Genomic DNA, 22,917 nt, shown 5'->3' on the forward strand with positions numbered 1-22,917 from the left:
CAACGCCTATGAAACCACGTCAGCGCCAGGCAGCCATTCTCGAGTACCTGCAATCGCAGGGCAAATGCTCGGTCGAAGAGCTGGCGCAACACTTCGACACCACCGGCACCACTATCCGTAAGGATCTGGTGATACTGGAGAATGCCGGGACCGTCATCCGCACCTACGGCGGCGTAGTGTTAAATAAAGACGAGGCCGACCCGCCTATCGACCACAAGACGCTGATCAACACCCACAAGAAAGCGCAGATTGCCGAGGCCGCCGTGCGATACATCCACGATGGCGATTCAATTATCCTCGACGCCGGCAGCACCGTGCTGCAGATGGTGCCGTTGCTGAGCCGCTTCAATAACATTACGGTGATGACAAACAGCCTGCATATCGTCAACGCGCTTTCCGAGCTCGATAACGAGCAGACCATCCTGATGCCGGGCGGCACCTTCCGTAAAAAATCGGCCTCCTTTCACGGCCAACTGGCGGAAAATGCCTTCGAACAATTCAGCTTCGACAAGCTGTTTATGGGCACCGACGGCATTGATCTGGTCGCGGGCGTCACCACCTTTAACGAGGTCTATACCGTAAGTAAGGCGATGTGTAACGCCGCCCGCGAAGTGATCCTGATGGCCGACTCATCCAAGTTTGGCCGTAAAAGTCCCAACATTGTCTGCGGCCTTGAACGCGTGGATAAATTGATTACCGATGCCGATATTGACCCTGAATTCCAGCGGGCGCTGGAAGCCAAAGGTATTGAAGTCATTATTACTGGAGAACATCATGAGTAACTTTTTGTTAGAGGCCGGACGCCAGACCCTGATGCTTGAGCTGCAGGAGGCGAGCCGCCTGCCGGAACGCCTGGGCGACGACTTCATCCGCGCGGCGGAAACCATCATCCACTGCGAGGGCAAACTGATTGTCTCCGGTATCGGTAAATCCGGCCACATCGGTAAAAAGCTAGCGGCAACCTTCGCCAGCACCGGCACCCCGGCCTTTTTCGTCCATCCGGCGGAAGCCCTGCACGGCGATCTCGGCATGCTCGATAGCCGCGACGTGATGCTGTTTATCTCCTACTCCGGCAGCGCGAAAGAGCTGGATCTCATCGTACCGCGGCTGGAAGAGAAATCCATTCCGCTGCTGGCGATGACCGGCAAATCCACCTCGCCGCTGGCGCTGGCGGCGAAAGCGGTGCTGGATATCGCCGTAGAGCGCGAAGCCTGTCCGATGCATCTGGCGCCGACCTCCAGCACCGTCAACACGCTGATGCTGGGCGACGCGTTGGCGATGGCGGTGATGCAGGCGCGCGGTTTCAATGAAGAAGATTTCGCCCGTTCCCACCCGGCGGGCGCCCTCGGCGCGCGGCTGCTGAACAAAGTGCATCATCTGATGCGCCGCGATGAAGAAGTGCCGCGGGTCAATGCTGACGCCAACGTCATGGACGCCATGCTTGAACTAAGCCGAACCGGGCTCGGCCTGGTGGCGGTCTGCGATGAAGCCAACCGCGTGCAGGGCGTTTTCACCGACGGCGACCTGCGCCGCTGGCTGGTTGCTGGCGGTACGCTCAACGATGGCGTCACTCAGGCGATGACCCGCAACGGCGTGACGCTGCAGGCGGAAAGTCGCGCGGTGGAAGCCAAAGAGCGGTTGATGAAACATAAAATCAGCGCCGCGCCGGTAGTGGATGAAAACGGCCTGCTGGTCGGCGCCATCAACCTGCAGAACTTTTACCAGGCAGGGATCCTTTAAGCCCCAGACGTTTCGCCAGCCGATGCAGGTTGGCGACGTCCAGTTCCAGCGCACGGGCGGTCGCCGCCCAGTTGCGCTGGTTCGCCTCCAGCGCGCGGCTAATCGCTTCTCGCTGAAAAGAGTCGGTCGCCTCGCGCAGATTGACGTTTCCCGTCGCGGGCGCCGCTGCCGCCGTCTCAGTCGGCAACATCGGCGCCGCCACCGCAAACTGGAAATGCTGCGGCTCCAGTACCACTTCATCGCCGGTCTGGGTGGCCCGCGCCAGCACCACCGCCCGGTGAATAGCATGCTCCAGTTCGCGCACGTTGCCCGGCCAGGACCACTGCTGCAGCCTGTTTCGCGCCGCCTCAGCCAAAATGACCCGCGCCAGCCCCATCCGCAGGCGGCACTGCTCACAGAAATAGCCCGCCAGCAGCACCACATCGTTTTCCCGTTCGCGTAGCGCCGGAACCGACAGCGGGAAGACGCTCAGCCGATGGTACAGATCGGCGCGAAAGCGCCCTTCCACCACCTCCTGGCGCAGATCGCGGTTCGTCGCCGCCAGCACCCGCACATCGACCCGCAGGCTGCGGTCATCGCCGACGCGCTGAATATCGCCATACTGCAGCACGCGCAGCAGCTTCGCCTGCAACGCCAGCGACAGTTCGCCAATTTCATCGAGGAACAGGGTGCCGTTATCAGCCATCTCAAATTTACCGCTGCGGTTGCTGATAGCGCCGGTAAATGCCCCTTTCACATGGCCGAACAGCTCGCTCTCCGCCACGCTTTCCGGCAGCGCCGCGCAGTTGAGATAGACCAGCGGATTGGCGGCTCGCGGCGATCCCTGGTGCACCGCCTTCGCCACCAGCTCTTTACCGGTGCCGGTTTCGCCGCTTATCAGCACGTTTAAATCCGAGGCGGCGACGATATCGATCTCTTTTTTCAGCTGCAGCATGGGCGCCGACAGGCCGATAATCTCCTGACGCTCAGGCTGCGAGTCATTCACCGGTTGCACCGGCAACACATTTTGCGCCTCAAGGCGGGCGATGAGCAGCGCGTTATTCAAGGCGCCAGCCACCAGCGCGGCAATCAGCCGCAGCTCTTCATCGCTGAAGCTATCGAAACGGTCGGCATCCATGCCGTCAAGGGTCAGCGCGCCAATCAGCGTCTGCCCGGCGAACAGCGGCAGGCCAACGCAGGCGTGAACCTTCAGACTCTCATGACCGGGGATCAGCCCGTCGTAGGGGTCAGGCAGATCGCTATCCGCCGGGAAGCGCACCACATCCCCGGCACGCGCAATCGCCTCAAGCCGCGGGTGTCCTTCCAGGGCAAAGCGCCGACCGAGCACATCCTGCGCCAGGCCATCGATCGCCAGCGGCACAAACTGATGCGCCTCGTAGCGCAGCAGCGCCGAGGCATCGCAGCCGAGAATCTGCCGCAGGGTAGTAATCAGACGCGAAAAACGGTCGGTGTGACCAATATCGCTTTGTAAATCAATGGCGATTCTCGCCAGCTCGTCGACGGAAAAACTCATTGCCGCTCCATTGTCATTTTGACAACACCCATTGTCATATCGACTATTTTAATCATTGTCATTTTGACAGCAACAAAAATCATAAAAATTAAAAATAGATAATTATCAATGAATTAAAAAGTTGGCACGCAACTTGATATAAGCCAATCAACTGAGTTTAAACACACTGTATTGATTGAGGTTGCTATGTCTATTGCGGTTAAAAATAACATTCTTTGGGTTGGCCAACGCGATTGGGAAGTGCGTGATTTCCACGGCACCGAATATAAAACGCTGCGCGGCAGCAGCTACAACAGCTATCTCATTCGCGAGGAGAAAAACGTGCTGATCGATACCGTCGATCATAAATTCAGCCGCGAGTTCGTGCAGAACCTGCGCAGCGAAATCGATCTGGCTGACCTCGACTATATCGTCATTAACCACGCCGAAGAGGACCATGCCGGCGCGCTGACCGAACTGATGATGCAGATCCCGGATACGCCGATTTACTGCACCGCCAACGCCATCGACTCGATCAACGGCCACCATCATCATCCGGAGTGGAACTTCCACGTGGTGAAAACCGGCGATACTCTCGATATCGGTAATGGTAAACAGCTGATCTTCGTGGAAACGCCGATGCTGCATTGGCCTGACAGCATGATGACCTACCTGACCGGCGACGCGGTGCTGTTCAGCAACGACGCTTTCGGCCAGCACTACTGCGACGAACACCTGTTCAACGATGAAGTGGACCAGATTGAACTGTACGAACAGTGCCAGCGCTACTACGCCAACATCCTGACGCCCTTCAGCCGCCTGGTGACGCCGAAAATTACCGAAATCCTCGGCTTCAACCTGCCGGTGGATATGATTGCCACCTCCCACGGCGTGGTCTGGCGCGATAACCCGACGCAAATCGTCGAGAAATACCTCGAGTGGGCGGCGGATTACCAGGAAGATCGCATCACGATTTTCTACGACACCATGTCCAATAACACCCGCATGATGGCGGACGCCATCGCTCAGGGGATCACTGAAGTCGACCCGCGGGTAGCGGTAAAAATCTTCAACGTCGCCCGCAGCGACAAAAACGACATTCTCACCAATGTTTTCCGCTCGAAAGGCGTGCTGGTGGGCACCTCCACCATGAACAACGTGATGATGCCGAAAATCGCCGGGCTGGTGGAAGAGATGACCGGGCTGCGTTTTCGCAATAAACGCGCCAGCGCCTTTGGCTCGCACGGCTGGAGCGGCGGCGCGGTAGACCGCCTGTCCACCCGCCTGCAGGATGCCGGCTTTGAGATGTCGCTGAGCCTGAAAGCCAAATGGCGCCCGGATATCGACGCGCTGGAATTGTGCCGCCAACACGGACGCGACATCGCCCGCCAGTGGGCCCTCTCGCCGCTGCCGGTTGCTGAAGCAGCGACAACGCCGGAACCACAGGATTGCGTCTGCGCCGCCGCCGCGGCCGCCGATCTCGGTCCCATGATGCAGTGCAGCGTGTGCCAGTGGGTCTATGACCCGGCGAAAGGCGAACCTAACCAGGATGTACAGCCGGGTACGCCGTGGAGTGAAGTGCCGGACAATTTCCTCTGCCCTGAGTGTTCTCTTGGCAAAGATGTCTTTGACGTACTGGCGACGGAGGCAAAATGAGTGATGGCATCGTCATCATCGGCTCGGGCTTCGCGGCCCGCCAGCTGGTGAAAAATATCCGTAAGCAGGATACGCAAATCCCGCTGACGTTAATCGCCGCCGATAGCATGGATGAGTACAACAAACCGGACCTCAGCCATGTCATCAGCCGCGGGCAGAAGGCCGACGATCTGACCCTGCAAAGCGCCGGCGAGTTCGCAGAGCAGTACAATCTGCGTCTGTTTCCCCATACCTGGGTAAGCGATATCGACGCCGAAAACCGGTTAGTGAAGAGCCAGGATAACCAGTGGCGCTACGACAAACTGGTGCTGGCCACCGGCGCGACGCCGTTTATCCCGCCGGTGCCGGGACGCGAGCTGATGCTGACGCTGAACAGCCAGCGCGAATATGGCGCGGCGCAGAGCCAGCTGCACGACGCGAAGCGCGTGCTGATCGTCGGCGGCGGCCTGATTGGCTGCGAACTGGCGATGGATTTCTGTCGCGCCGGTAAAGCAGTAACGGTAGTCGATAACTCAGCCAGCGTGCTGGCGGCGCTGATGCCGCCGGAAGCCAGCAGCCGCCTACAGCATCGGCTTACCGAGATGGGCGTACATCTGATGCTCAAAACGCAGCTTGAGAGGTTAGAGCAAACCGCCGACGGCATTCGCGTCAGCCTCGATCGCCAGCGCGCGATAACCGTCGATGCGGTGGTGGCCGCTGCCGGCCTGCGCCCGGAAACGTCGCTGGCGCGCCATGCCGGATTGCAGATTAACCGCGGCGTGGTGGTCAATAACCAACTGCAAACCAGCGACCCGGCGATTTATGCGCTCGGCGACTGTGCGGAAATCAACGGTACGGTACTGCCGTTCCTGCAGCCGATTTTACTCAGCGCCATGTGCCTGAGTAAAAACCTGCTGGCGCAAGCGGGCGAGCTCACATTGCCGCCAATGCTGGTGAAAGTGAAAACACCGGATCTGCCGCTGCATCTGGCCGGCGACACCCGCCGCGACGATCTGACGTGGAATATCGTGGCCACCAAAGAGGGGCTGGTGGCGAAAGGCCTGGATGCCGAAAATCAGCTGCGGGCCTTTGTGGTGAGTGAAGACAAAATGAAGGAAGCTTTTGTGCTACTCAAGCAACTGGTGAGGTGATTACCGTCCAGGAAACTCTGTTTCGCCGGGTGGCGCTACGCTTACCCGGCCTACGGTCCGTGCGGCCTGCCTTTAATTTATTCACCATGCTGGCTGACACTACTGGTGCTGGCGATCTCAAAATCCCCCGGTGGCGCTGCCGCTTACCGGGGCTACAGCGCTTTGCGATTTGGTAGCCCGGAGAAGGCGCAACGCGCCGCGTCCGGGAAAACCCCTTAAAAAAGTTGCCAACCGATAACAGTATCTACAGTTCTGGTGAGGTGATGGTTTTCCCGGCTAAGCGCAGCGCAAGCCGGGAAAATAACCAGCCTAGCGCGCCAGATTATCGTAACCGCGCCAGCGATAATTTAGCACCGACAGCGCCCAACAAACGACGAACAGCCCCACCACCACAAACCCGGCATCGCCGAGGTTATCGTTTAACGCCCCTACCCAGCGCCACACCCCGCCGCTTAGGGCGAACTTATCCATTAACAGCCCCAGCGCCTCCAGGCCGCCGATAAACAGCGCCACCACCACCGAGGTACCGGTGATGGTCATATTGTAATAGAGCTTGCGCTGCGGCTTGCTGAACGCCCAGCCGTAGGCGCCGACCATCAGCACATTATCAAGCGTATCCACCAGCGCCATACCGCTGGCGAACAGCGCCGGGAAGACCATAATCGACCAAATCGAAATGCCGCTCGACGCGCCGGCGGCGGAAATACCCAGCACGCCGATTTCGGTGGCGGTATCAAAGCCAAGACCGAACAAAAAGCCCACCAGATACATCTGCCAGCTGCGGCTTATCAGCCGGAAGGTCTTGCCAAACAGCCAGCTCATCATACCGCCGCCGCTAACGATTTCGTCGCTGACCTTTTCACCGCGCTTCCACGCCTGGAAGCTGCGCCACACGCTGCGCAAAATCACCAGATTGACCAGCGCCATCGCCAGCAGGAACAGCGCCGATACCGCGGTGCCAATCACGCTGCCGGTATCGTGTAGCCAGCTCATCTGCTGGCTGAAGGCGGTGGCCGTCGCGGCAATCGCCGCCGACGCCAGCACCACGATCGACGAATGCCCTAGCGAAAACCACGCCCCGACGCCAAACGGCCGCCGCCCCTGCTGCATCATCTTGCGGGTGACGCTATCAATCGCCGCAATATGGTCGGCGTCGACCGCATGGCGCAGACCGTAACCCCAGGCCAGCAGACTGGCGGCCATCAATGCCCCGCTATCGCCAAACGCCTGAAACGCCCATAGCCAGGCCAGGGCGTTCGCGGCGATAAGTCCCAATACCAGCGCCGCCGCACGCGGCTGTTGGCGTAAAATCATCGTTATCATCTTAAATCCTTTGAGACTGCCAGCGGGCGGCGGCCACCACCGCCTGACCGTAGGCGATCGCGCCATCGCCAGCGGGAAGCTGCTGCGGCAAAAGCAAAGTAAAATCAGAGAGGTAATTGCTGAGGCGGGCGGCGAGCAGCTGATTATGCAGTACGCCGCCGCTACAAACGATCGTCGCTATCCCGCGGGAAGCGGCGCGGTCGCGCGCCAGCGCCGCCAGCCCGCAGGCCAGCGCATCATGAAAGGCCCAGGCTTTCTGCGCGGGCGTCGCCTGCCAGCGCAACCACTGTCGCCAGAAGGTGGCTAAATCCAGCTCGCCGCCGCGCCAGGGCAGCGTGACCGGATGGCTGACGCCCGGACAGCTGGCGGCCAGCGCCTCCAGCCGACAGGCCGCCTCGCCTTCGTAGCTCAGGCTCTCCGGCGCGCAATCCAGCGCGCAGGCGACGGCATCAAACAGCCGTCCGCAGGAAGAGGCGCGCGGCGAATTAATGCCGCGTTCGATGGCCTGCGCCAACAGCGGCCAGTTTCGCTGCCCCAGCGCGGCGGTTTGCGGGTATGACTGCCAGTCGGGAATAAATGCCAGGCACTGGGCCAACAAATTTCGCCACGGCTGGCGCGCCGCCAGATCGCCGCCCGGCAAAGCCACGGCCGGGAGGCCGCCAAGATGTTCGCATTCGCGGTAGTTCACCCGCAGGCATTCGCCGCCCCACAGCGCGCCGTTTTCCCCCATGCCAATGCCATCAAGGGTCAGGGCAATCACATCGCCGCCGTCGAGCGGCCAGCGGTGTTCTGCCAGGCAAGCCGCCGCGTGGGCATGGTGATGCAGTACCGGCTCGACCGGTAACGACATTGACGCCGCCCACTGTGTCGAGCGATAGCCGGGATGGGCGTCAACCGCCACCCGCTGCGGCGCAAATGCATAAATGCTCTGCATTAACTGCAGCGCACTGCGCCACTGTTGCTCGACGCCCTCCTCGCCGAGATCGCCAAAATGCTGGCTCAGCACCGCCTCGTCGCCGCGCGCCAGACAGAAGGTATTTTTCATATCCGCCCCCAGCGCCAGCAACGGCGGAATATTATCCAGGCCCGACGGCAGCGGCAGCGCATCCGGCACATAGCCACGGGCTCGGCGCAGCATCTCACCGCTTGAGCGCACCAGCGAATCGTCCATACGCTGCACGATATCGCGATTATGTAGCAGAAAACCGTCGGCGATATCGGCTAAGTCGGTGAGCGCTTCGCGATTACTCAATGCCGGAGGGCGGCCGCTGAAGTTGCCGGAGGTCATCACTATCGGGCGCGCCAGCGCCTGCAGAAGTAAATGCTGCAGCGGATTAGACGGCAGCATCACCCCAACTTCCGCAAGCCCTGGCGCAATCTCGTCACACAGGCCGGGAACCTGCGCTTTAGCCAGCAATACAATCGGCGCGGCGGGCGAGCGCAGCAGCGTTGCCGCCGCGGCGGGTAATCCCGTGGCCGTCGGCAGCATTACCGCCAGCGGTTTTGCCGGGCGCCGTTTTCGCGCGCGCAGCGCTGCCACCGCCACGCTATTACCGGCATCGCAGGCCAGATGAAAACCGCCAATCCCTTTTATCGCCACAATATCGCCCGCAGCCAGCCGCGCGATGGCCGCCTGCAGCGCCGCTTCAGCGAATAGCGTTAGCGTTCCCGCCCGCCACTCCAGCTGTGGGCCGCAATCGGCACAGGCCACCGGCTGGGCGTGAAAACGGCGATCGGCAGGCTCCCGGTACTCGGCAGCGCAGCGCGGACAAAGTGGGAACGGCGCCATCGCCGTAAAGGGACGATCGTATGGCATGGCGCGAATAATGGTGAAACGCGGCCCGCAGTGGGTACAGTTGATAAAGGGGTAACGGTAACGGCGTTCTTGCGGATCGTTCATCTCCGCCAGGCACGCCGGGCAGGTTGCGGCATCGGGAACAATCTGCGTGCGCATACTGCCGCCGCCGCTGTGGCGAATGGTGAAATCCTGAGGAAGCTTATGCCAGTGAAACGGGGTGCAGTCGGTGCTGTCAATACGCGCCAGCGGCGGGCAGTGACGGGCCAACGCGGCAGTAAAACCACCGTCGTCGCCGGTCAGTCTGACCAGCACGCCGTCGCCGTCGTTACAGACATCGCCGCCGCGCGCCATTTGCCGAGCCAGTTGCCAGACAAAGGGGCGGAAACCCACCCCCTGCACTTTGCCGCGAATGCGGATTTGCACCCCGTTCATGCGGCGTATTACCAGGCCAGCGCCGTACGGCGACGTTTTTCGAGGTTCATCTGCTCAAGCTTGTTGCGGTCGACGCAAACCAGCGCGTGCGTCGGGCAGGCTTCAATGCAGGCCGGACCGCTATCGCGCTGGTGGCACAGGTCGCACTTGTTGGCTTCGGCTTTTTCCGCCATGACGTTCAACCCGGCGCCGCTGTGGCGAACGACCGGGCGCACCACCACTTCCATCGCCCCATACGGGCAGGCCACGACGCAGGTTTTACAGCCGATGCAGCGCTCCTGCATCACGTGGACAAAGCCTTTATCGCGGCTGATGGCGCCGTTCGGGCAGACGTTGGCGCATGGCGCGTCTTCACATTGACGACAGGCCGTCGCCGTCGACACATTGACACCTTTGATCACGTGAATACGCGGCAGGAACGACTGCGGCGTCAGCGCGGCGCAATCCTGATTTTCCTGATGAGAGACCACGCAGGCCACTTCACAGGTGCGGCAGCCGATGCATTTGCTCGCATCGGCGATAATGAAACGGTTCATCCATTTCTCCAGCGGAAAGAAGTTAACGCGCCGGATTATGCATAATACGTTCCAACTTTTATTTCATTGAAATTTAAGGAAATTAAATTAACAGCAGCTGTCATCGTCACAACTGACGATGACAGCTGACGACATCAGACATGCGGGCCGCGCGCCAACGACTCGCGTTCAATCAGCTCGCCGGGGAAAGTTTGCTGATATTTAAATTCCCCGCCATCGAGCATAAAGATCAGCCTGTTGATGCTCTCTTTCATCATTTCGGTGACCGGAATTTTAACGCTGGAGAGCGAAGGGATCATATACGGCGCCAGCGCGATGTCATCGAAACCGATCACCGATACCTGCTGCGGCACCGCGATCCCCTGCTGGTACAGTTGCTTAATCGCGCCGATCGCCATGTCGTCATTACTGGCGACCAGCGCGCTGAAACTGACGCCGCGTTGGCAGAGCGCTTCGACAGCGGCAGCTCCGGTTTGTGGCGTCCAGCGCCCTTCGACGATCAGTTCTTGCCGCACGGGAAGCCCCAGGCCTGCCAGCGCGTCTTTATAACCAGAGAGACGCTCAACCCCGGTAGGCGAATCCAGCGAACCGGTGATAAACGCAATGTCACGATGCCCGCTGGCAATTAACTTTTCAACCGCCATCCGCGCCGAGGCTTTGTGATCGGACCATACGCAGTGGCTGGCGTGGCGGCGCAGGCGACGGTTCAGCACCACGATCGGCTGCTCATGATTGTCGATGATCTCATCCATCTCATCGACGCTAAGAAAGCGCGGATAGATGATGATCGCATCACAGCGCATATCGAGCAGATACTGAATCGCCTCACGCTCCTCTTGCGCGCTGTGTTTGCCATCGGCAAGGATCAGTTGCCGCCCCTGATCTTCCGTCAGCCGCGCCACGTGAAACAGCAGCTCGCTGAAATAAACGCCGTGATAAAGGGTGTTGGTTACCACCAGTCCGATAGTCTGGCTTTTTTTGGTCGCCAGATTACGCGCCAGCAGATTCGGCCGATAACCGCTTTCGGCAATTGCCTGAAACACCCGGTCTTTGGTTTCCTGGCTGACATAGCCGTTGCCCGACAGCACCCGCGACACGGTCGCCTTTGATACTCCCGCGCGCTTCGCAACCTCCAGCATCGTTGCCATGGGGTTCTTCCTGTAACTTAAGTTGCCTGCAGTGTACTGCACGTCTCGCCGTTTTTCAGCAGCCGACATCACCGGGATGCTTTCCAGCCGCTGCCTACAAAGCGATCAAAATCACAAATTTGCAAAGTGATTTTTTTAATTCTTGTATGACTCAATGAAACTCATCATGATTTTGTGGAACCGGTTTCCTATGCATATACCGCGCATAGCCGCCGTCAGGCGCTGGCGTGTAATCAGTACCCTATTGATAAAACAGGATAAAATCCGATGTCTAAAAATTATGCAGCCCTGGCGAACCAGATCCTGACGGCGCTCGGCGGCGCAGATAATGTCGTTGCCGTGACCCACTGCATGACCCGCCTGCGCTTCGTGGTGAAAGATAACCAACGCGTGGACGCCACGGCGCTGAAAGCGCTGCAAGGGGTACTTGGCGTCGTGCGTAGCGATAACCAATGTCAGGTGATCATCGGCAATACCGTCTCGCAGGCGTATCGCGAGGTGCTGAATCTGCTGCCCGGCGAGTTGCGCCCGGCGGAGCCGCAGGGGAAACCGCCGCTGACCTTAAAACGCATCGGCGCCGGGATCCTTGATGCGCTGATCGGCACCATGTCGCCGCTGATCCCGGCGATTATCGGCGGATCGATGGTCAAACTGCTGGCGATGATCCTGGAGATGAGCGGCGCGTTGCCAAAAGGCTCTCCGACGCTGACCATTCTGACGCTTATCGGCGACGGCGCGTTCTTCTTCCTGCCGCTGATGGTTGCCGCTTCCGCGGCGGTAAAATTCAAAACCAATATGTCGCTGGCTATCGCTATCGCCGGGGTGCTGGTGCATCCGGGATTCATCGAATTAATGGCCAAAGCCGCGCAGGGAGAACACGTTGAGTTCGCCTTCATTCCGGTTACCGCGGTGAAATACACCTACACAGTGATCCCGGCGCTGGTGATGACCTGGTGTCTCTCTTATATCGAACGCTGGGTCGATCGCATCACCCCAGCGGTGACGAAAAACTTCCTTAAACCGATGCTGATCGTGCTGATTGCCGCGCCGCTGGCGATCCTGCTGATTGGCCCGCTCGGCATCTGGATCGGCAGCGCGATCTCCGCGCTGGTGTACACGATCCATAGCTATCTCGGCTGGCTGTCGGTGGCGATCATGGGCGGACTCTGGCCGCTGCTGGTGATGACCGGGATGCACCGCGTCTTTACGCCAACCATCATTCAGACCATCGCCGAAACCGGCAAAGAGGGCATGGTGATGCCATCGGAAATCGGCGCCAACCTGTCGCTGGGCGGCTCGTCGCTGGCGGTGGCGTGGAAAACCAAAAACCCGGAGCTGCGCCAGACCGCATTAGCGGCGGCGGCATCGGCGATTCTGGCCGGGATTTCCGAACCGGCGCTGTACGGCGTGGCGGTACGTCTGAAACGCCCGCTGGTCGCCAGCTTAATCAGCGGCTTTATTTGCGGGGCGGTGGCGGGGATCGCCGGGCTGGCCAGCCATTCGATGGCGGCGCCGGGGCTGTTCACCAGCGTCCAGTTTTTCGATCCGGCCAATCCGATGACTATCGTTTGGGTCTTTGGCGTGATGGCGCTGTCGGTGGTGCTCTCCTTTGCGCTGACGCTGCTGCTCGGTTTTGAAGATATCCCGGTAGAAAATGCCGCCGCCGACGCCAGACAGCGCCAGGGCGCGGCCACTCACGCCTGAACACTTTTTTGAACGCGAGGTAACGCATGTCGAGTTTTCCACACGGATTTTTATGGGGCGGCGCTCTGGCCGCTAACCAGTCTGAAGGCGCTTATCTTGAGGGCGGCAAAGGGCTGACAACCGTTGATACTATTCCGCACGGCGCTCATCGCCTGGCGGTGAAATTGGGCCAGGAGAAGCGCTTTTCGCTTCGCGAAGATGAATTCTACCCAAGCCACGTGGCGATTGATTTTTACCATCGCTATAAAGAGGATATCGCCCTGATGGCGGAGATGGGATTTAGCGTCTTCCGCACCTCTATCGCCTGGAGCCGACTGTTCCCGCGCGGTGATGAACAACAGCCAAACCCGGAAGGTATCGCCTTCTATCGTGCGATGTTTGAAGAGTGCAGAAAGTACGGGATCGAACCGCTGGTCACCCTGTGCCACTTTGATGTCCCGATGCATCTGGTGACGGAATATGGCTCCTGGCGTAACCGGAAGATGGTCGATTTCTTCAGCCACTATGCGCGCACCTGTTTTGAAGCGTTTGACGGACTGGTGAAATACTGGCTCACCTTCAATGAAATCAACATTATGCTGCATAGTCCCTACTCCGGCGCCGGTCTGGTGTTTGAGGAGGGAGAAAATCAGGAGCAGGTGAAATATCAGGCCGCGCATCACGAGCTGGTGGCCAGCGCGCTGGCGACAAAAATCGCCCATCAGGTTAACCCGCAAAACCAGGTCGGCTGCATGCTGGCGGGCGGTAATTTCTACCCGTATTCCTGTAAGCCGGAAGATGTCTGGATGGCGCTGGAAAAAGATCGTGAAAACCTGTTCTTTATCGATGTGCAGGCACGCGGCGCGTATCCGGTGTGGGCCGCGCGGGTATTCCGCGAGAAAGGCGTCACTATTGGCAAACAGCCGGGCGACGACGAAATCCTCAAAAACACCGTTGATTTTGTCTCCTTTAGCTATTACGCCTCGCGCTGCGCGTCAGCGGAGATGAACGCCAGCAATACCAACGCCGCCAATATCGTCAAGTCGCTGAAGAATCCGTACATTGCGGCCAGCGAATGGGGCTGGGGCATCGATCCGCTCGGCCTGCGCATCACCATGAACATGATGTATGACCGCTATCAGAAACCGCTATTCCTCGTGGAAAACGGGCTCGGCGCGCGCGATGAAATTGACGCCAACGGCGAAATCAACGACGACTACCGCATTAGCTATCTGCGCGAGCATATCAAGGCGATGCGCGACGCCATCGATGACGGCATTCCGGTCATCGGCTATACCAGCTGGGGCTGTATCGATTTGGTCTCCGCCTCCACCGGCGAGATGAGCAAGCGCTACGGTTTCGTGTATGTCGATCGCGACGATGCCGGAAACGGCACGCTTGCGCGCAAGCGCAAGAAATCGTTCTGGTGGTATAAGAAGGTCATCGCCAGCAACGGGGCGGATCTGGAGTAGTCGGTATTGCCGGGTGGCGGCTTACGCCTTACCCGGCCTACGGTCCGTACGGCCTGCCGTTATTTTATTCACCACGCTGGCTGAAACTACCGGTATTGGTGTCCTCAAAATCGCTGAGACGTTCCCGGAAGGCCAGGGAACGCCTGCTCCTCGGCCGCTTCCAGCGCGGCAAAACCGCCCTGCCCCTGCCAGCCATCAAGCCGCGCGTATACCGTCGCGACGGCATCCTTAACAGGCTGAGTCATCGGGTAATAGAAACCGACTATATCGGGCTGAATGCCCACAAAAATCACCTCGCCAATATCCTCTTTTAACTGATCGATAAGATAGTTAAGCGGCATATTGTGGGTGGTCATCATAAACATGTCGGCGATATCGTCCGGGTCGACAATGCGAATTTCGCCAGGGTTGAGCCCCATATCGGTTGCATCGACGATCAGCAGCCGCGTCGGGCGCAGTTCGCGGATGGCGACGATATCGTTTTCCGGCGCGCTGCCGCCGTCAATCACCACCCAGCCGCCGACCGGATTGGCCGCGCACATTTCCGCCAGCAGCGGGCCTGCGCCGTCATCGCCCATCATGCTGTTGCCGACACACAGTAAAACGTCAGTCACGTAGTCTCCTCACCATCAGATAGATGGCGCTTTCCTGGTGAATATCGTGCAGCATGCTGAGCAGGGTTTTACTCCACGCCTGCTGCTGCGGGGTCTGCGCGGACTGCGCTTTATCAAAGGCATTAGCCAGCATCGCCACGTGATTGCTGTCGATAACGATCTCGCCATACTTCGGCACGCCTTCCATTTTACGCCGCGCGGCGCTGCCCGCCTCCAGCGTGCCAATCCACGCCAGATAGTCCTCCCACGGGCAGCTTAACGCCGCTTCCAGGCAGTCAATGACGCCGAGGTGGTGGCCAATCGCCAGGCTGTAATAGACCACCTGCTGCGCCTGATCCGGCGTCGCGTCGTTCTCATCAATAAATTTACGGCTCAGCTGACTGAACACCACCGTCTCGCTCATCGGATACGCGCCCCCTCGACCACCTGATTCAGGTGCGTGACGATCTCGGTCAGACGCGGATCTTTCTCCGCCTCCAGCCAGCGCAGTACCTGGTTATCGCCCTGCCCCAGTAGACGCATATAGTCGTCGGCAATCTGGCGACCATAGCGATAGCCAGCCAGACGGCGCGCTTCGCGATCGATACGCACCCGCAGCGGCTGCACCATGTTGGGATGCAGCAATTCGGTTGGCTGTTCGTCAAGCTCGCCCGGCAGGCGAGCGTGGATTTTTTGCTCCAGCAGACCAAGCGCCATCGCAAAACCGTACAGCGTGGCGGCAGGCGTCGGCGGACAACCCGGAATATAGACGTCGACCGGCACGATTTTGTCGGTGCCGCCCCATACGCAGTACAGATCGTGGAAGATACCGCCGCTGTTGCCGCAGGCGCCGTAAGAGATGCAGATTTTCGGATCCGGCGCCGATTGCCAGGCGCGCAGCGCCGGCGAACGCATCGCGCGGGTCACCGCGCCGGTGAACAGCAGAATATCGGCATGGCGCGGCGACGGCACTACTTTAATTCCGAAGCGTTCGGCATCGAAAAGCGGCGAAAGGGTGGCGAAAATCTCGATTTCACAGCCGTTACAGCCGCCGCAGTCGACGCGATAAACGTAGGCGGAACGTTTGATTTTTTTCAGCAGCGAGGCCTTCATGCTGGCGATGGATTCCTCCACCGTCATCGGCAGCGGAATGCCGTTTTCATCGCGCGGGCCTAATAAATTGCTCATCAGCTGGCCTCCCTCATGTGGCGAGTCAGTTCAATACGATCGGATGGCACCAGGCATTTCTGACGCTTGCATTCCGGGCAGGTCTCAAAGCTTTCGCGGTGCAATTCGGCGCGGGTATCGCCGTTGTGCTTAAGCAGCGCGATAGCGTAGTCGATCTCTTTTTGTACCGCGAAAGGCCGTTCGCAGACCCGACAGTGGCAGATGGCAAAGCGCGATTGCTGGAGGAAATCCTCTTTTTTCCACACCGCCAGCTCATACTCCTGCGACAGCTTAATCGCCGCCGTCGGGCAAACTTCTTCACAGCGGCCGCAGAAAATGCAGCGCCCGAGGTTGAACTGCCACGCCAACTGGTTAGTCGCCAGATCGGTCTCTACCGTCAGGGCGTTAGACGGACAGGCATTCACGCAGGCCGCGCAGCCAATGCACTGCTGCGGATTGTGTTCCGGTTTGCCGCGGAAGTTTTTATCCACCGGCATCGGCTCCAGCGGATAGGAGTGGGTCGCGGTGCCGGTCTTGATGACTTTTTTGATAAAGGTAAACATGGCGATTCCTTATTTCAGCGGCGAGTTTTTACGCTCGATGCTGTAGCGCTCCAGCTCTTTGTACGGCACCACTTTGCTCTTTTTCTTACGCACATCGACCACCGTCATGCGGTCGGTACAGGAGTAGCAAGGGTCGAGGCTGCCAATAATCAGCGGCGCGTCGGAGACGGTGTTGCCGCGCAGCATATAGCGCAGGGTCGGCCAGTTGGCGTAGGTCGCCGCACGGCAGCGCCAGCGGTACAGTTTTTGGTTGTCGCCGGTCATGCTCCAGTGGATATCGTCGCCGCGCGGCGCTTCCGAGAAGCCCAGCGCGAAGCGGTGCGGAATATAGGTGAAGCCATCCACCATCAGCGGGCCGCCGGGCAGATTGTCGAGACCGAAATCAATCATATTCAGCGCGGTATAAACTTCGTTGATACGCACCTTGAGGCGGGAAATCACGTCGCAGCCCTGCTCGCTGTGAACTTCCATCGGCAGCAGACCGTAACCAACGAACGGGTGATCGGCGCGAGTATCGCGGGCGTGGCCGCTGGCGCGGACCATCGGGCCGACGTTACTGAAGTCGCGGGCGATTTCTGGATCCAGACGGCCAATACCGACGGTGCGCTGTTCCATGTTCGGCGTGCTGAGCAACATATCCACCAGCTCCTGCACATCGCGGCGCATCTGCTGCGCCAGCTGGCGGGTCTGGATCATGTCCTCTTTCAGCAGATCGCGGCGAATCCCGCCGATCAGGTTCATACCGTAGGTTTTACGCGCGCCGGTGAGGATCTCCGCCATCTTCATTGAGGTTTCGCGCACGCGGAAGAACTGCATAAAGCCGGAGTCAAAGCCGGTGAAGTGGCATGCCAGACCAAGGTTCAGCAGGTGCGAGTGCAGGCGTTCCACTTCCAGCAGAATGGCGCGGATCATCTGCGCGCGCTCCGGCACCACGATGCCCATCGCGTTTTCCACCGAGGTGGTATAGGCGGTACTGTGGGCGAAGCCGCAGATGCCGCATACCCGGTCCGACAGGAACGTTACTTCGTTGTAGCCCATGCGGGTTTCCGCCAGCTTTTCCATGCCGCGATGGACATAGAACAGGCGGTAATCGGCGTCGATAATGTTCTCGCCGTCGACAAACAGACGGAAATGGCCTGGCTCATCGGAGGTGACGTGCAGCGGGCCAATCGGCACCACGTTGTTTTTCTTACTGCCGAGCTCGTTAATGAACTCGTAGGTCTCCGCGTCGGTGGTCGGCGCCGGGCGCTGGCGGTAGTCCATGCTGTCCTTACGCAGCGGATAGAGTTCATCCGGCCAGTCGTCCGGCAGCACCAGGCGGCGCTCGTCCGGCAAGCCCACCGGCACCAGACCGTACATATCGCGCACTTCGCGCTCGCCCCATACCGCCGCCGGCACGCGCGGGGTCACCGACGGATATTCCGGTTTATTAGCGTCGACTTCCACGCGCACGGTGATCCAGCACTTCGTGCCCTGCTCCATCGACAGCACATAGTAAACCGCATAGTGGCCGTTCAGCTTACGTTCGTCGTTGCCGAACAGTACCGACAGCCAGCCGCCCTGCTTGTAGTACAGGAACTCGACCACTTCCGGCAGGTAGTTAACCTTCACGGTGACGGTTAGCTGATCTTTGGTCTGCCAGGCTTCGTCCAGCACCACGCCAGGGAAGGCCTGGTGCAGCGCCGCAAGATAGTGTTGACCGATTTTTTCTTCAGACATGCTCAAATTCTCTTAATCACGCCACCAGCAAGGAGACGAAAGCTAAAAAGGCGAAACCAAACCCGGCCCAGGTGACGCGGGAAGTGGCACAGAAGCGCAGACGCGCCATGCTGTTTTCGAACAGCGCGATAATCAGCACTCCCGCCACCAGCTTGACGATGGCGACCACCAGCGCCAGCAGCAGGCCTGGAGCGCTAAAACTGGTCATCTGTCCCCACGGGATAAATACGCCGACGAACATCTGCAGTACCACTAGCTGTTTCAGGCTGATGCCCCACTTCAGCACCGCGAAACCGCTACCGCTGTACTCGGAAAGCGGTCCTTCCTGCAGCTCCTGTTCGGCCTCGGCTAAATCGAACGGCAGTTTGCCCATTTCGATAAAGGTGGCGAAGGCGCAGGCGCACAGCGCCAGGATCAGCGGGATGCTGCGCGCGGCGGGCCAGTGGTAAATGGTGTCGGTAATCGCGCTAATATGGGTGGAACCGGCTACCTGCGCCGCGACCCACAGCCCAAGCAGCAGGATCGGTTCGACCAGCACGCCGAGCATCGCTTCACGGCTGCTGCCGATGGCGGTGAACGGACTGCCGGTATCCAGGCCGGAAATGGCGAAGAAGAAACGGGCGATGGCGAACAGGTAGATAAGCGTAATCAGGTCGCCCAGCCCCGGCAGCGGTGAATCTACGGTCACCACCGGCAGCGCGGCGGCGATGGTCAGCATCACGCCAACCATCACAAACGGCGTCAGGCGGAATACCCAGCCGGAAGCGTCCGGGCCCACGCTCTGGCGACCCAGCAGTTTCAGGATATCCCGATACTCCTGCAGTACCCCCGGCCCGCGGCGGTTATGCAGGCGCGCGCGGGCAACGCGGGTCAGGCCGGACAGCAGCGGCGCGACGGCAAAAAGTACCAGCGCCTGTATTAATGCAACGAATAGGTTCACTCTCAGGCTCCTCGCGAAATCACAATCACCACCAGTACCGCCAGTTCGATCAGCGCCACGCCACGCAGCAAGGCGGGCGCGGAGGCGTTCTGCCAGCCGGGCACCAGCCGTACCGGATTCAACCAGTGACGCAGCTTCAGCAGCGGCGCAAAGGCTTCTTTCACCGGCATGGCGAAGCCGTGGGCGGTGACCACCATTGCTTGTTCATGGTCGTAGCCGCAGACCCACGCCGCGCCGCGCGAGCGCGCCGGCAGGCGGTCGCCTTTGAAGAAGATCATCAGCAGGAACGGCAGCAGCGGACAGGCAATCAGCAGAATGGCGATCAGCGGCTGCGATACGACGCTAGTGGCCTGCGCTGGAACCGGAATGACGTGGCCGACCAGCGGCAACAGCCACGGCGCCGCCACGCCGCCGATGACGCAGCACGCGGCGGCCAGCACCACGCTTAAGGTCATCAGCCAGGGCGCGCAGGTGGCGTTTTCCGCCTCTTTACTGCGCGGCGCGCCGAGGAAGGTGACGCCGTAGACTTTGGCCATACACATCACCGCCAGCGCCCCGGTAATCGCCAGGCCAACCGCCAGCAGCGGCCCCAGCAGACGGCCGATAAACACCTCGCCGGTGCTCAGCTTGAAGAAGGATTGATAGATAACCCATTCGCCGGCAAAGCCGTTCAGCGGCGGCAGCGCGGCCATCGCCATCAGCCCCACCAGCATGGCGAGTGAAATCAGCGGCATTTTTTTACCGATGCCGCCCAGCTTCTCGATATCGCGATGGCCGGTACGGAACCACACCGCCCCCGCGCCAAGGAACAGCGTGGTTTTGAACAGGCTGTGGTTGATCAGATGGTACATGCCGCCGATAAAGCCCAGCACCATCAGCGCATTATTGCCGGTAGCAATACCGGTGACGAACGCGCCGAGGCCAAGCAGAATAATGCCGATGTTTTCCAGGGTGTGGTAAGCCAGCAGGCGCTGGATGTTATGTTCCATCAGCGCGTACAGCCCGCCGATAAAGGCGGTAATCATCCCCAACACCAGCAGCAGCACGCCCCACCACAGCGGTGGCACGCTACCGGCCAGCGACACGGTCAGGATGCCGTACAGACCGACCTTCATCACCACCGTAGAAAACAGCGCGGCGGCCGGGGCGCTGGCGCCCGCATGCGCCTGTGGCGCCCAGCCGTGCAGCGGGATTACCCCGGCGAGCAGGGCAAAACCGAGCAGACCCGGCAGCCACAGCGCCATGTTCTGCGGCGCGCCGGCGGCCAACTGGCTAATCGCCGCCAGATCGAGAGTGCCGTAGAACGACCACACCAGCCAGCAGGTCCACGCCAGCAGCAGGGTACCGAGACGCCCCAGCGCAAACCACAGTTTGCCGGACTGCGCGCAGCCGGTAAGGAACGCGGCGCACAGCGCCATGATTTCCGCCATCACCACCAGGCTGCCGAAGTTAGTCACCACCACCGCGCAGGTGGCGGCAGCCAGCAGCAGGTTAACTAGCAGGCCGTTGGATTTGACCTGCGGATGACGATGCCAGGAAATGTTAAACAGCGAAATCGGCAGCGCCGACAGGCCGATAGCCAACAGCCACAGAGCGTTAATCCCGCCCACCCGCATCGCCAGATGCAGATACTGCAGCATGCCGCCGTTGATCCGCTCCGGCGCGATCAGCGCCGAGAAGCCGGCGACGATTAACATCGCGCTGGCGACCGCGCCGCCGATCCCGGCAATCGCGCCGCTCAGCGGTTTACGCAAACTAAATAAAAACGCCAGCACCGCGCTGGCGGCATACCAGGCAACCGCCTGATTCACTAATGCAACCACGCTCATTTCACGCCCCCTTGTTGCGCCTGAAACAGCGACAAATCGCCGAGGTCGGTATTAAAGGTCAGTTCGCGCTTACGCTTGCTGGACTTAGCAATATCGCGAATATCCACCAGCACTAAGGCTTTGGTCGGGCAGGTGCGCACGCAGGCCGGGCCCTGCTCATCAAAGTGGCAGAGGTCGCATTTCACGGCGATAGCGCGAACGCCAGGCACCCAGTCGAGCAGCGAGCTGACGCGAGCCGGAGCCGGCGGCGCGGCGGGCGCCATCGGCGTGTTAGCGTTGGCGGGAATATCCAACGGACGGCTGCCGGAGAATTCAATCGCGCCGAACGGGCAGGCGATGCCGCACAGTTTGCAGCTCACGCACAGGCTTTCATTCAGCTGTACCGCGCCGTCAACGCGAGTAATGGCGTTGACCGGGCACACCGCGGCGCAAGGCGCGTCTTCGCAGTGGTGGCACATCTGCGGCGCAGACTCTTTTTCATTACGCATGACCTGCAGGCGCGGCATACTTTGCAGGCCATACTGGCGGTGCGTCTCGGAACAGGCGGCTTCGCAGGTGCGGCAGCCAATACAGACGCTGGAATCAGCAATTACAAAACGGTTCACCGGGTCATCCTCGGGTGAAAGTCACTTTTGACGAAATCAGGCCGCGCAGGTGTCGGTTTCGACACTTGTCGACACTTCATAATTAATGGACCTGCGCCAGATGGCTTAAATCCACCGGCTGGTCGCGCTCCATGGCCTCATACAGACGGTCATAGACGGTGGCGATGATCGCCAGGTAGTGTTCCAGCACCGCTTCGCGGGAACGGTTACTGATGCGCCCGTCAATCACCCCTTCCGCATCCAGCGTCGCTTGGGCGATCAGCCGTTTGTCATCGCCATTTTTGCTTTCTACGTAATATTCAATGGTGTGGCTGTTAAAGCCTTCCGCCAGCGCGACATATACCTGAAAGTGGCCGAACAGCACGAAGCACAGCTCTTTGTCCGGCGCGCAGCTCATCGCGTGATGCAGACGCGCTTTCGACAGGGTGATGCCCTGAACCAGCGAGTTGCAGTATGTGTGCCATTGCTCCTGATGCTGGCGGTGACGATCGGCGATGTAGTCCGCCTTTTCACTTAATTCCCAAATTGTCATCCCGGATCCTCCCGTTACATGAGATGCACCGGTTAAGCATTTTCCATGCCAAAATTTATTTATATGAATTTAAAGGAATTATTAAAAATACTGGCGCCATCGCGACATGTCGATGACAGCCATCCGTCGTCGTCATCGACAGTTCCCCCACCGTTTATGGTCTCCTGGCATCGTTATTGCATATAGCCGCCATAGTATTAACGGAGGCCAACATGCACGAAATCACGCTAAGCCAGCGGGCGCTGGAAATCATTGAGCAACAGGCGCGGCAAAACGGCGCGCGCCGGGTCACCGGCGTGTGGCTGAAGGTCGGCGCGTTTTCCTGCGTGGAGGCCAGCGCCCTCACCTTCTGTTTTGAACTGGTGTGCCGCGGCACGCTGGCGGAAGGCTGCGCGCTGCACATTGCCGAGCAACAGGCTGAATGCTGGTGTGAACGCTGTCAGCAGTATGTGCATCTTGTCTCTCAGCATGTCCGCCGCTGCCCGCACTGCGATAACGACCAGTTGCAGATCGTGGCGGATGATGGCTTACAGATTCAGCGTTTAGAATTGGAGTAAAA

The 22,917-nt window shown here is 59.7% G+C and carries 21 protein-coding genes; 7 read left to right on the forward strand and 14 right to left on the reverse strand.

The features are described from left to right. Positions 1-8 precede the first annotated feature (8 nt). Positions 9-782: a glucitol operon DNA-binding transcriptional repressor SrlR gene (gene srlR / locus PGQ95_RS00090; RefSeq protein WP_032708956.1), complete on the forward strand. Its 774-nt coding sequence runs from the start codon at positions 9-11 to the stop codon at positions 780-782. Then, the gene (gutQ, locus tag PGQ95_RS00095) at positions 775-1,740 is read left to right on the forward strand and encodes an arabinose-5-phosphate isomerase GutQ (protein ID WP_087859297.1); all 966 of its coding nucleotides are present in this window, start codon (positions 775-777) and stop codon (positions 1,738-1,740) included. The genes srlR and gutQ overlap by 8 nt, the downstream gene beginning before the upstream one ends. Here gutQ and norR read toward each other — a convergent pair. Then, on the reverse strand, positions 1,703-3,253 hold the full coding sequence (norR, locus tag PGQ95_RS00100) for a nitric oxide reductase transcriptional regulator NorR (RefSeq protein ID WP_430916616.1): 1,551 nt from the start codon (positions 3,251-3,253) through the stop codon (positions 1,703-1,705). The genes gutQ and norR overlap by 38 nt on opposite strands. Positions 3,254-3,439: 186 nt before the next feature. Between norR and norV the strand changes: the two genes are divergently transcribed. Beyond that, positions 3,440-4,888: an anaerobic nitric oxide reductase flavorubredoxin gene (norV, locus tag PGQ95_RS00105; RefSeq protein WP_047064118.1), complete on the forward strand. Its 1,449-nt coding sequence runs from the start codon at positions 3,440-3,442 to the stop codon at positions 4,886-4,888. Then, complete coding sequence (gene norW / locus PGQ95_RS00110) at positions 4,885-6,018, forward strand: NADH:flavorubredoxin reductase NorW (protein WP_271032899.1); 1,134 nt, start codon at positions 4,885-4,887, stop codon at positions 6,016-6,018. The genes norV and norW overlap by 4 nt, the downstream gene beginning before the upstream one ends. A 309-nt stretch (positions 6,019-6,327) precedes the next feature. On the opposite strand, the gene PGQ95_RS00115 is transcribed toward norW, so the two are convergent. The 4 genes from PGQ95_RS00115 to PGQ95_RS00130 all read right to left on the reverse strand — a co-directional run bounded on the left by PGQ95_RS00115 (position 6,328) and on the right by PGQ95_RS00130 (position 11,255). Next, the gene (locus PGQ95_RS00115; protein ID WP_047044127.1) at positions 6,328-7,341 is read right to left on the reverse strand and encodes a HoxN/HupN/NixA family nickel/cobalt transporter; all 1,014 of its coding nucleotides are present in this window, start codon (positions 7,339-7,341) and stop codon (positions 6,328-6,330) included. Between the two features lies 1 nt (position 7,342). Further along, positions 7,343-9,571 carry a carbamoyltransferase HypF gene (hypF, locus tag PGQ95_RS00120; protein WP_308958576.1) on the reverse strand — a complete coding sequence of 743 codons (2,229 nt, stop codon included), beginning with the start codon at positions 9,569-9,571 and terminating at the stop codon, positions 7,343-7,345. A gap of 8 nt (positions 9,572-9,579) precedes the next feature. Continuing rightward, positions 9,580-10,107 (reverse strand): electron transport protein HydN, encoded by a 528-nt coding sequence (hydN, locus tag PGQ95_RS00125; RefSeq protein ID WP_015370036.1) that lies wholly within the window; start codon positions 10,105-10,107, stop codon positions 9,580-9,582. 134 nt (positions 10,108-10,241) lie between these two features. After that, positions 10,242-11,255, reverse strand: a complete 1,014-nt coding sequence (locus tag PGQ95_RS00130) for a LacI family DNA-binding transcriptional regulator (RefSeq protein WP_308958577.1) — start codon at positions 11,253-11,255, stop codon at positions 10,242-10,244. Positions 11,256-11,522: 267 nt separating this feature from the next. On the opposite strand from PGQ95_RS00130, the gene ascF reads away from it, so the two are divergent. Both ascF and PGQ95_RS00140 read left to right on the forward strand, forming a co-directional pair. Continuing rightward, on the forward strand, positions 11,523-12,959 hold the full coding sequence (gene ascF, locus PGQ95_RS00135; RefSeq protein WP_430916619.1) for a PTS cellobiose/arbutin/salicin transporter subunit IIBC: 1,437 nt from the start codon (positions 11,523-11,525) through the stop codon (positions 12,957-12,959). Between the two features lie 26 nt (positions 12,960-12,985). Then, the gene (locus PGQ95_RS00140) at positions 12,986-14,410 is read left to right on the forward strand and encodes a 6-phospho-beta-glucosidase (protein WP_430916621.1); all 1,425 of its coding nucleotides are present in this window, start codon (positions 12,986-12,988) and stop codon (positions 14,408-14,410) included. Between the two features lie 104 nt (positions 14,411-14,514). On the opposite strand, the gene hycI is transcribed toward PGQ95_RS00140, so the two are convergent. The 9 genes from hycI to hycA form a co-directional block, all read right to left on the reverse strand. After that, a complete protein-coding gene (hycI, locus tag PGQ95_RS00145) occupies positions 14,515-15,024 on the reverse strand; it encodes a hydrogenase maturation peptidase HycI (RefSeq protein ID WP_308958580.1) in 510 nt (169 codons plus the stop codon). After that, positions 15,017-15,427, reverse strand: a complete 411-nt coding sequence (locus PGQ95_RS00150; RefSeq protein ID WP_015370031.1) for a formate hydrogenlyase maturation HycH family protein — start codon at positions 15,425-15,427, stop codon at positions 15,017-15,019. The genes hycI and PGQ95_RS00150 overlap by 8 nt, the downstream gene beginning before the upstream one ends. After that, positions 15,424-16,191, reverse strand: a complete 768-nt coding sequence (locus PGQ95_RS00155) for an NADH-quinone oxidoreductase subunit B family protein (RefSeq protein WP_087858548.1) — start codon at positions 16,189-16,191, stop codon at positions 15,424-15,426. Before PGQ95_RS00155 ends, PGQ95_RS00150 begins: the two co-directional genes overlap by 4 nt. Continuing rightward, positions 16,191-16,733: a formate hydrogenlyase complex iron-sulfur subunit gene (locus tag PGQ95_RS00160; RefSeq protein WP_015370029.1), complete on the reverse strand. Its 543-nt coding sequence runs from the start codon at positions 16,731-16,733 to the stop codon at positions 16,191-16,193. Before PGQ95_RS00160 ends, PGQ95_RS00155 begins: the two co-directional genes overlap by 1 nt. A 9-nt stretch (positions 16,734-16,742) precedes the next feature. Then, positions 16,743-18,452, reverse strand: a complete 1,710-nt coding sequence (gene hycE, locus PGQ95_RS00165) for a formate hydrogenlyase subunit HycE (protein WP_015370028.1) — start codon at positions 18,450-18,452, stop codon at positions 16,743-16,745. Positions 18,453-18,468: 16 nt separating this feature from the next. Continuing rightward, positions 18,469-19,392, reverse strand: a complete 924-nt coding sequence (locus PGQ95_RS00170) for a respiratory chain complex I subunit 1 family protein (RefSeq protein WP_045395381.1) — start codon at positions 19,390-19,392, stop codon at positions 18,469-18,471. A gap of 2 nt (positions 19,393-19,394) precedes the next feature. Further along, the gene (hycC, locus tag PGQ95_RS00175; protein ID WP_213317193.1) at positions 19,395-21,221 is read right to left on the reverse strand and encodes a formate hydrogenlyase subunit 3; all 1,827 of its coding nucleotides are present in this window, start codon (positions 21,219-21,221) and stop codon (positions 19,395-19,397) included. Continuing rightward, the gene (locus PGQ95_RS00180; protein ID WP_015370025.1) at positions 21,218-21,826 is read right to left on the reverse strand and encodes a 4Fe-4S dicluster domain-containing protein; all 609 of its coding nucleotides are present in this window, start codon (positions 21,824-21,826) and stop codon (positions 21,218-21,220) included. The genes hycC and PGQ95_RS00180 overlap by 4 nt, the downstream gene beginning before the upstream one ends. 82 nt (positions 21,827-21,908) lie before the next feature. Continuing rightward, positions 21,909-22,358 carry a formate hydrogenlyase regulator HycA gene (gene hycA / locus PGQ95_RS00185; protein WP_015370024.1) on the reverse strand — a complete coding sequence of 150 codons (450 nt, stop codon included), beginning with the start codon at positions 22,356-22,358 and terminating at the stop codon, positions 21,909-21,911. A gap of 212 nt (positions 22,359-22,570) precedes the next feature. Here hycA and hypA point away from each other — a divergent pair, with 212 nt between their 5' ends. Then, on the forward strand, positions 22,571-22,915 hold the full coding sequence (hypA, locus tag PGQ95_RS00190; RefSeq protein WP_015370023.1) for a hydrogenase maturation nickel metallochaperone HypA: 345 nt from the start codon (positions 22,571-22,573) through the stop codon (positions 22,913-22,915). The last annotated feature ends 2 nt before the right edge of the window (positions 22,916-22,917 follow it).

It is taken from the genome of Klebsiella sp. 141240, from assembly GCF_050600805.1.
GTDB lineage: Bacteria > Pseudomonadota > Gammaproteobacteria > Enterobacterales > Enterobacteriaceae > Klebsiella > Klebsiella aerogenes.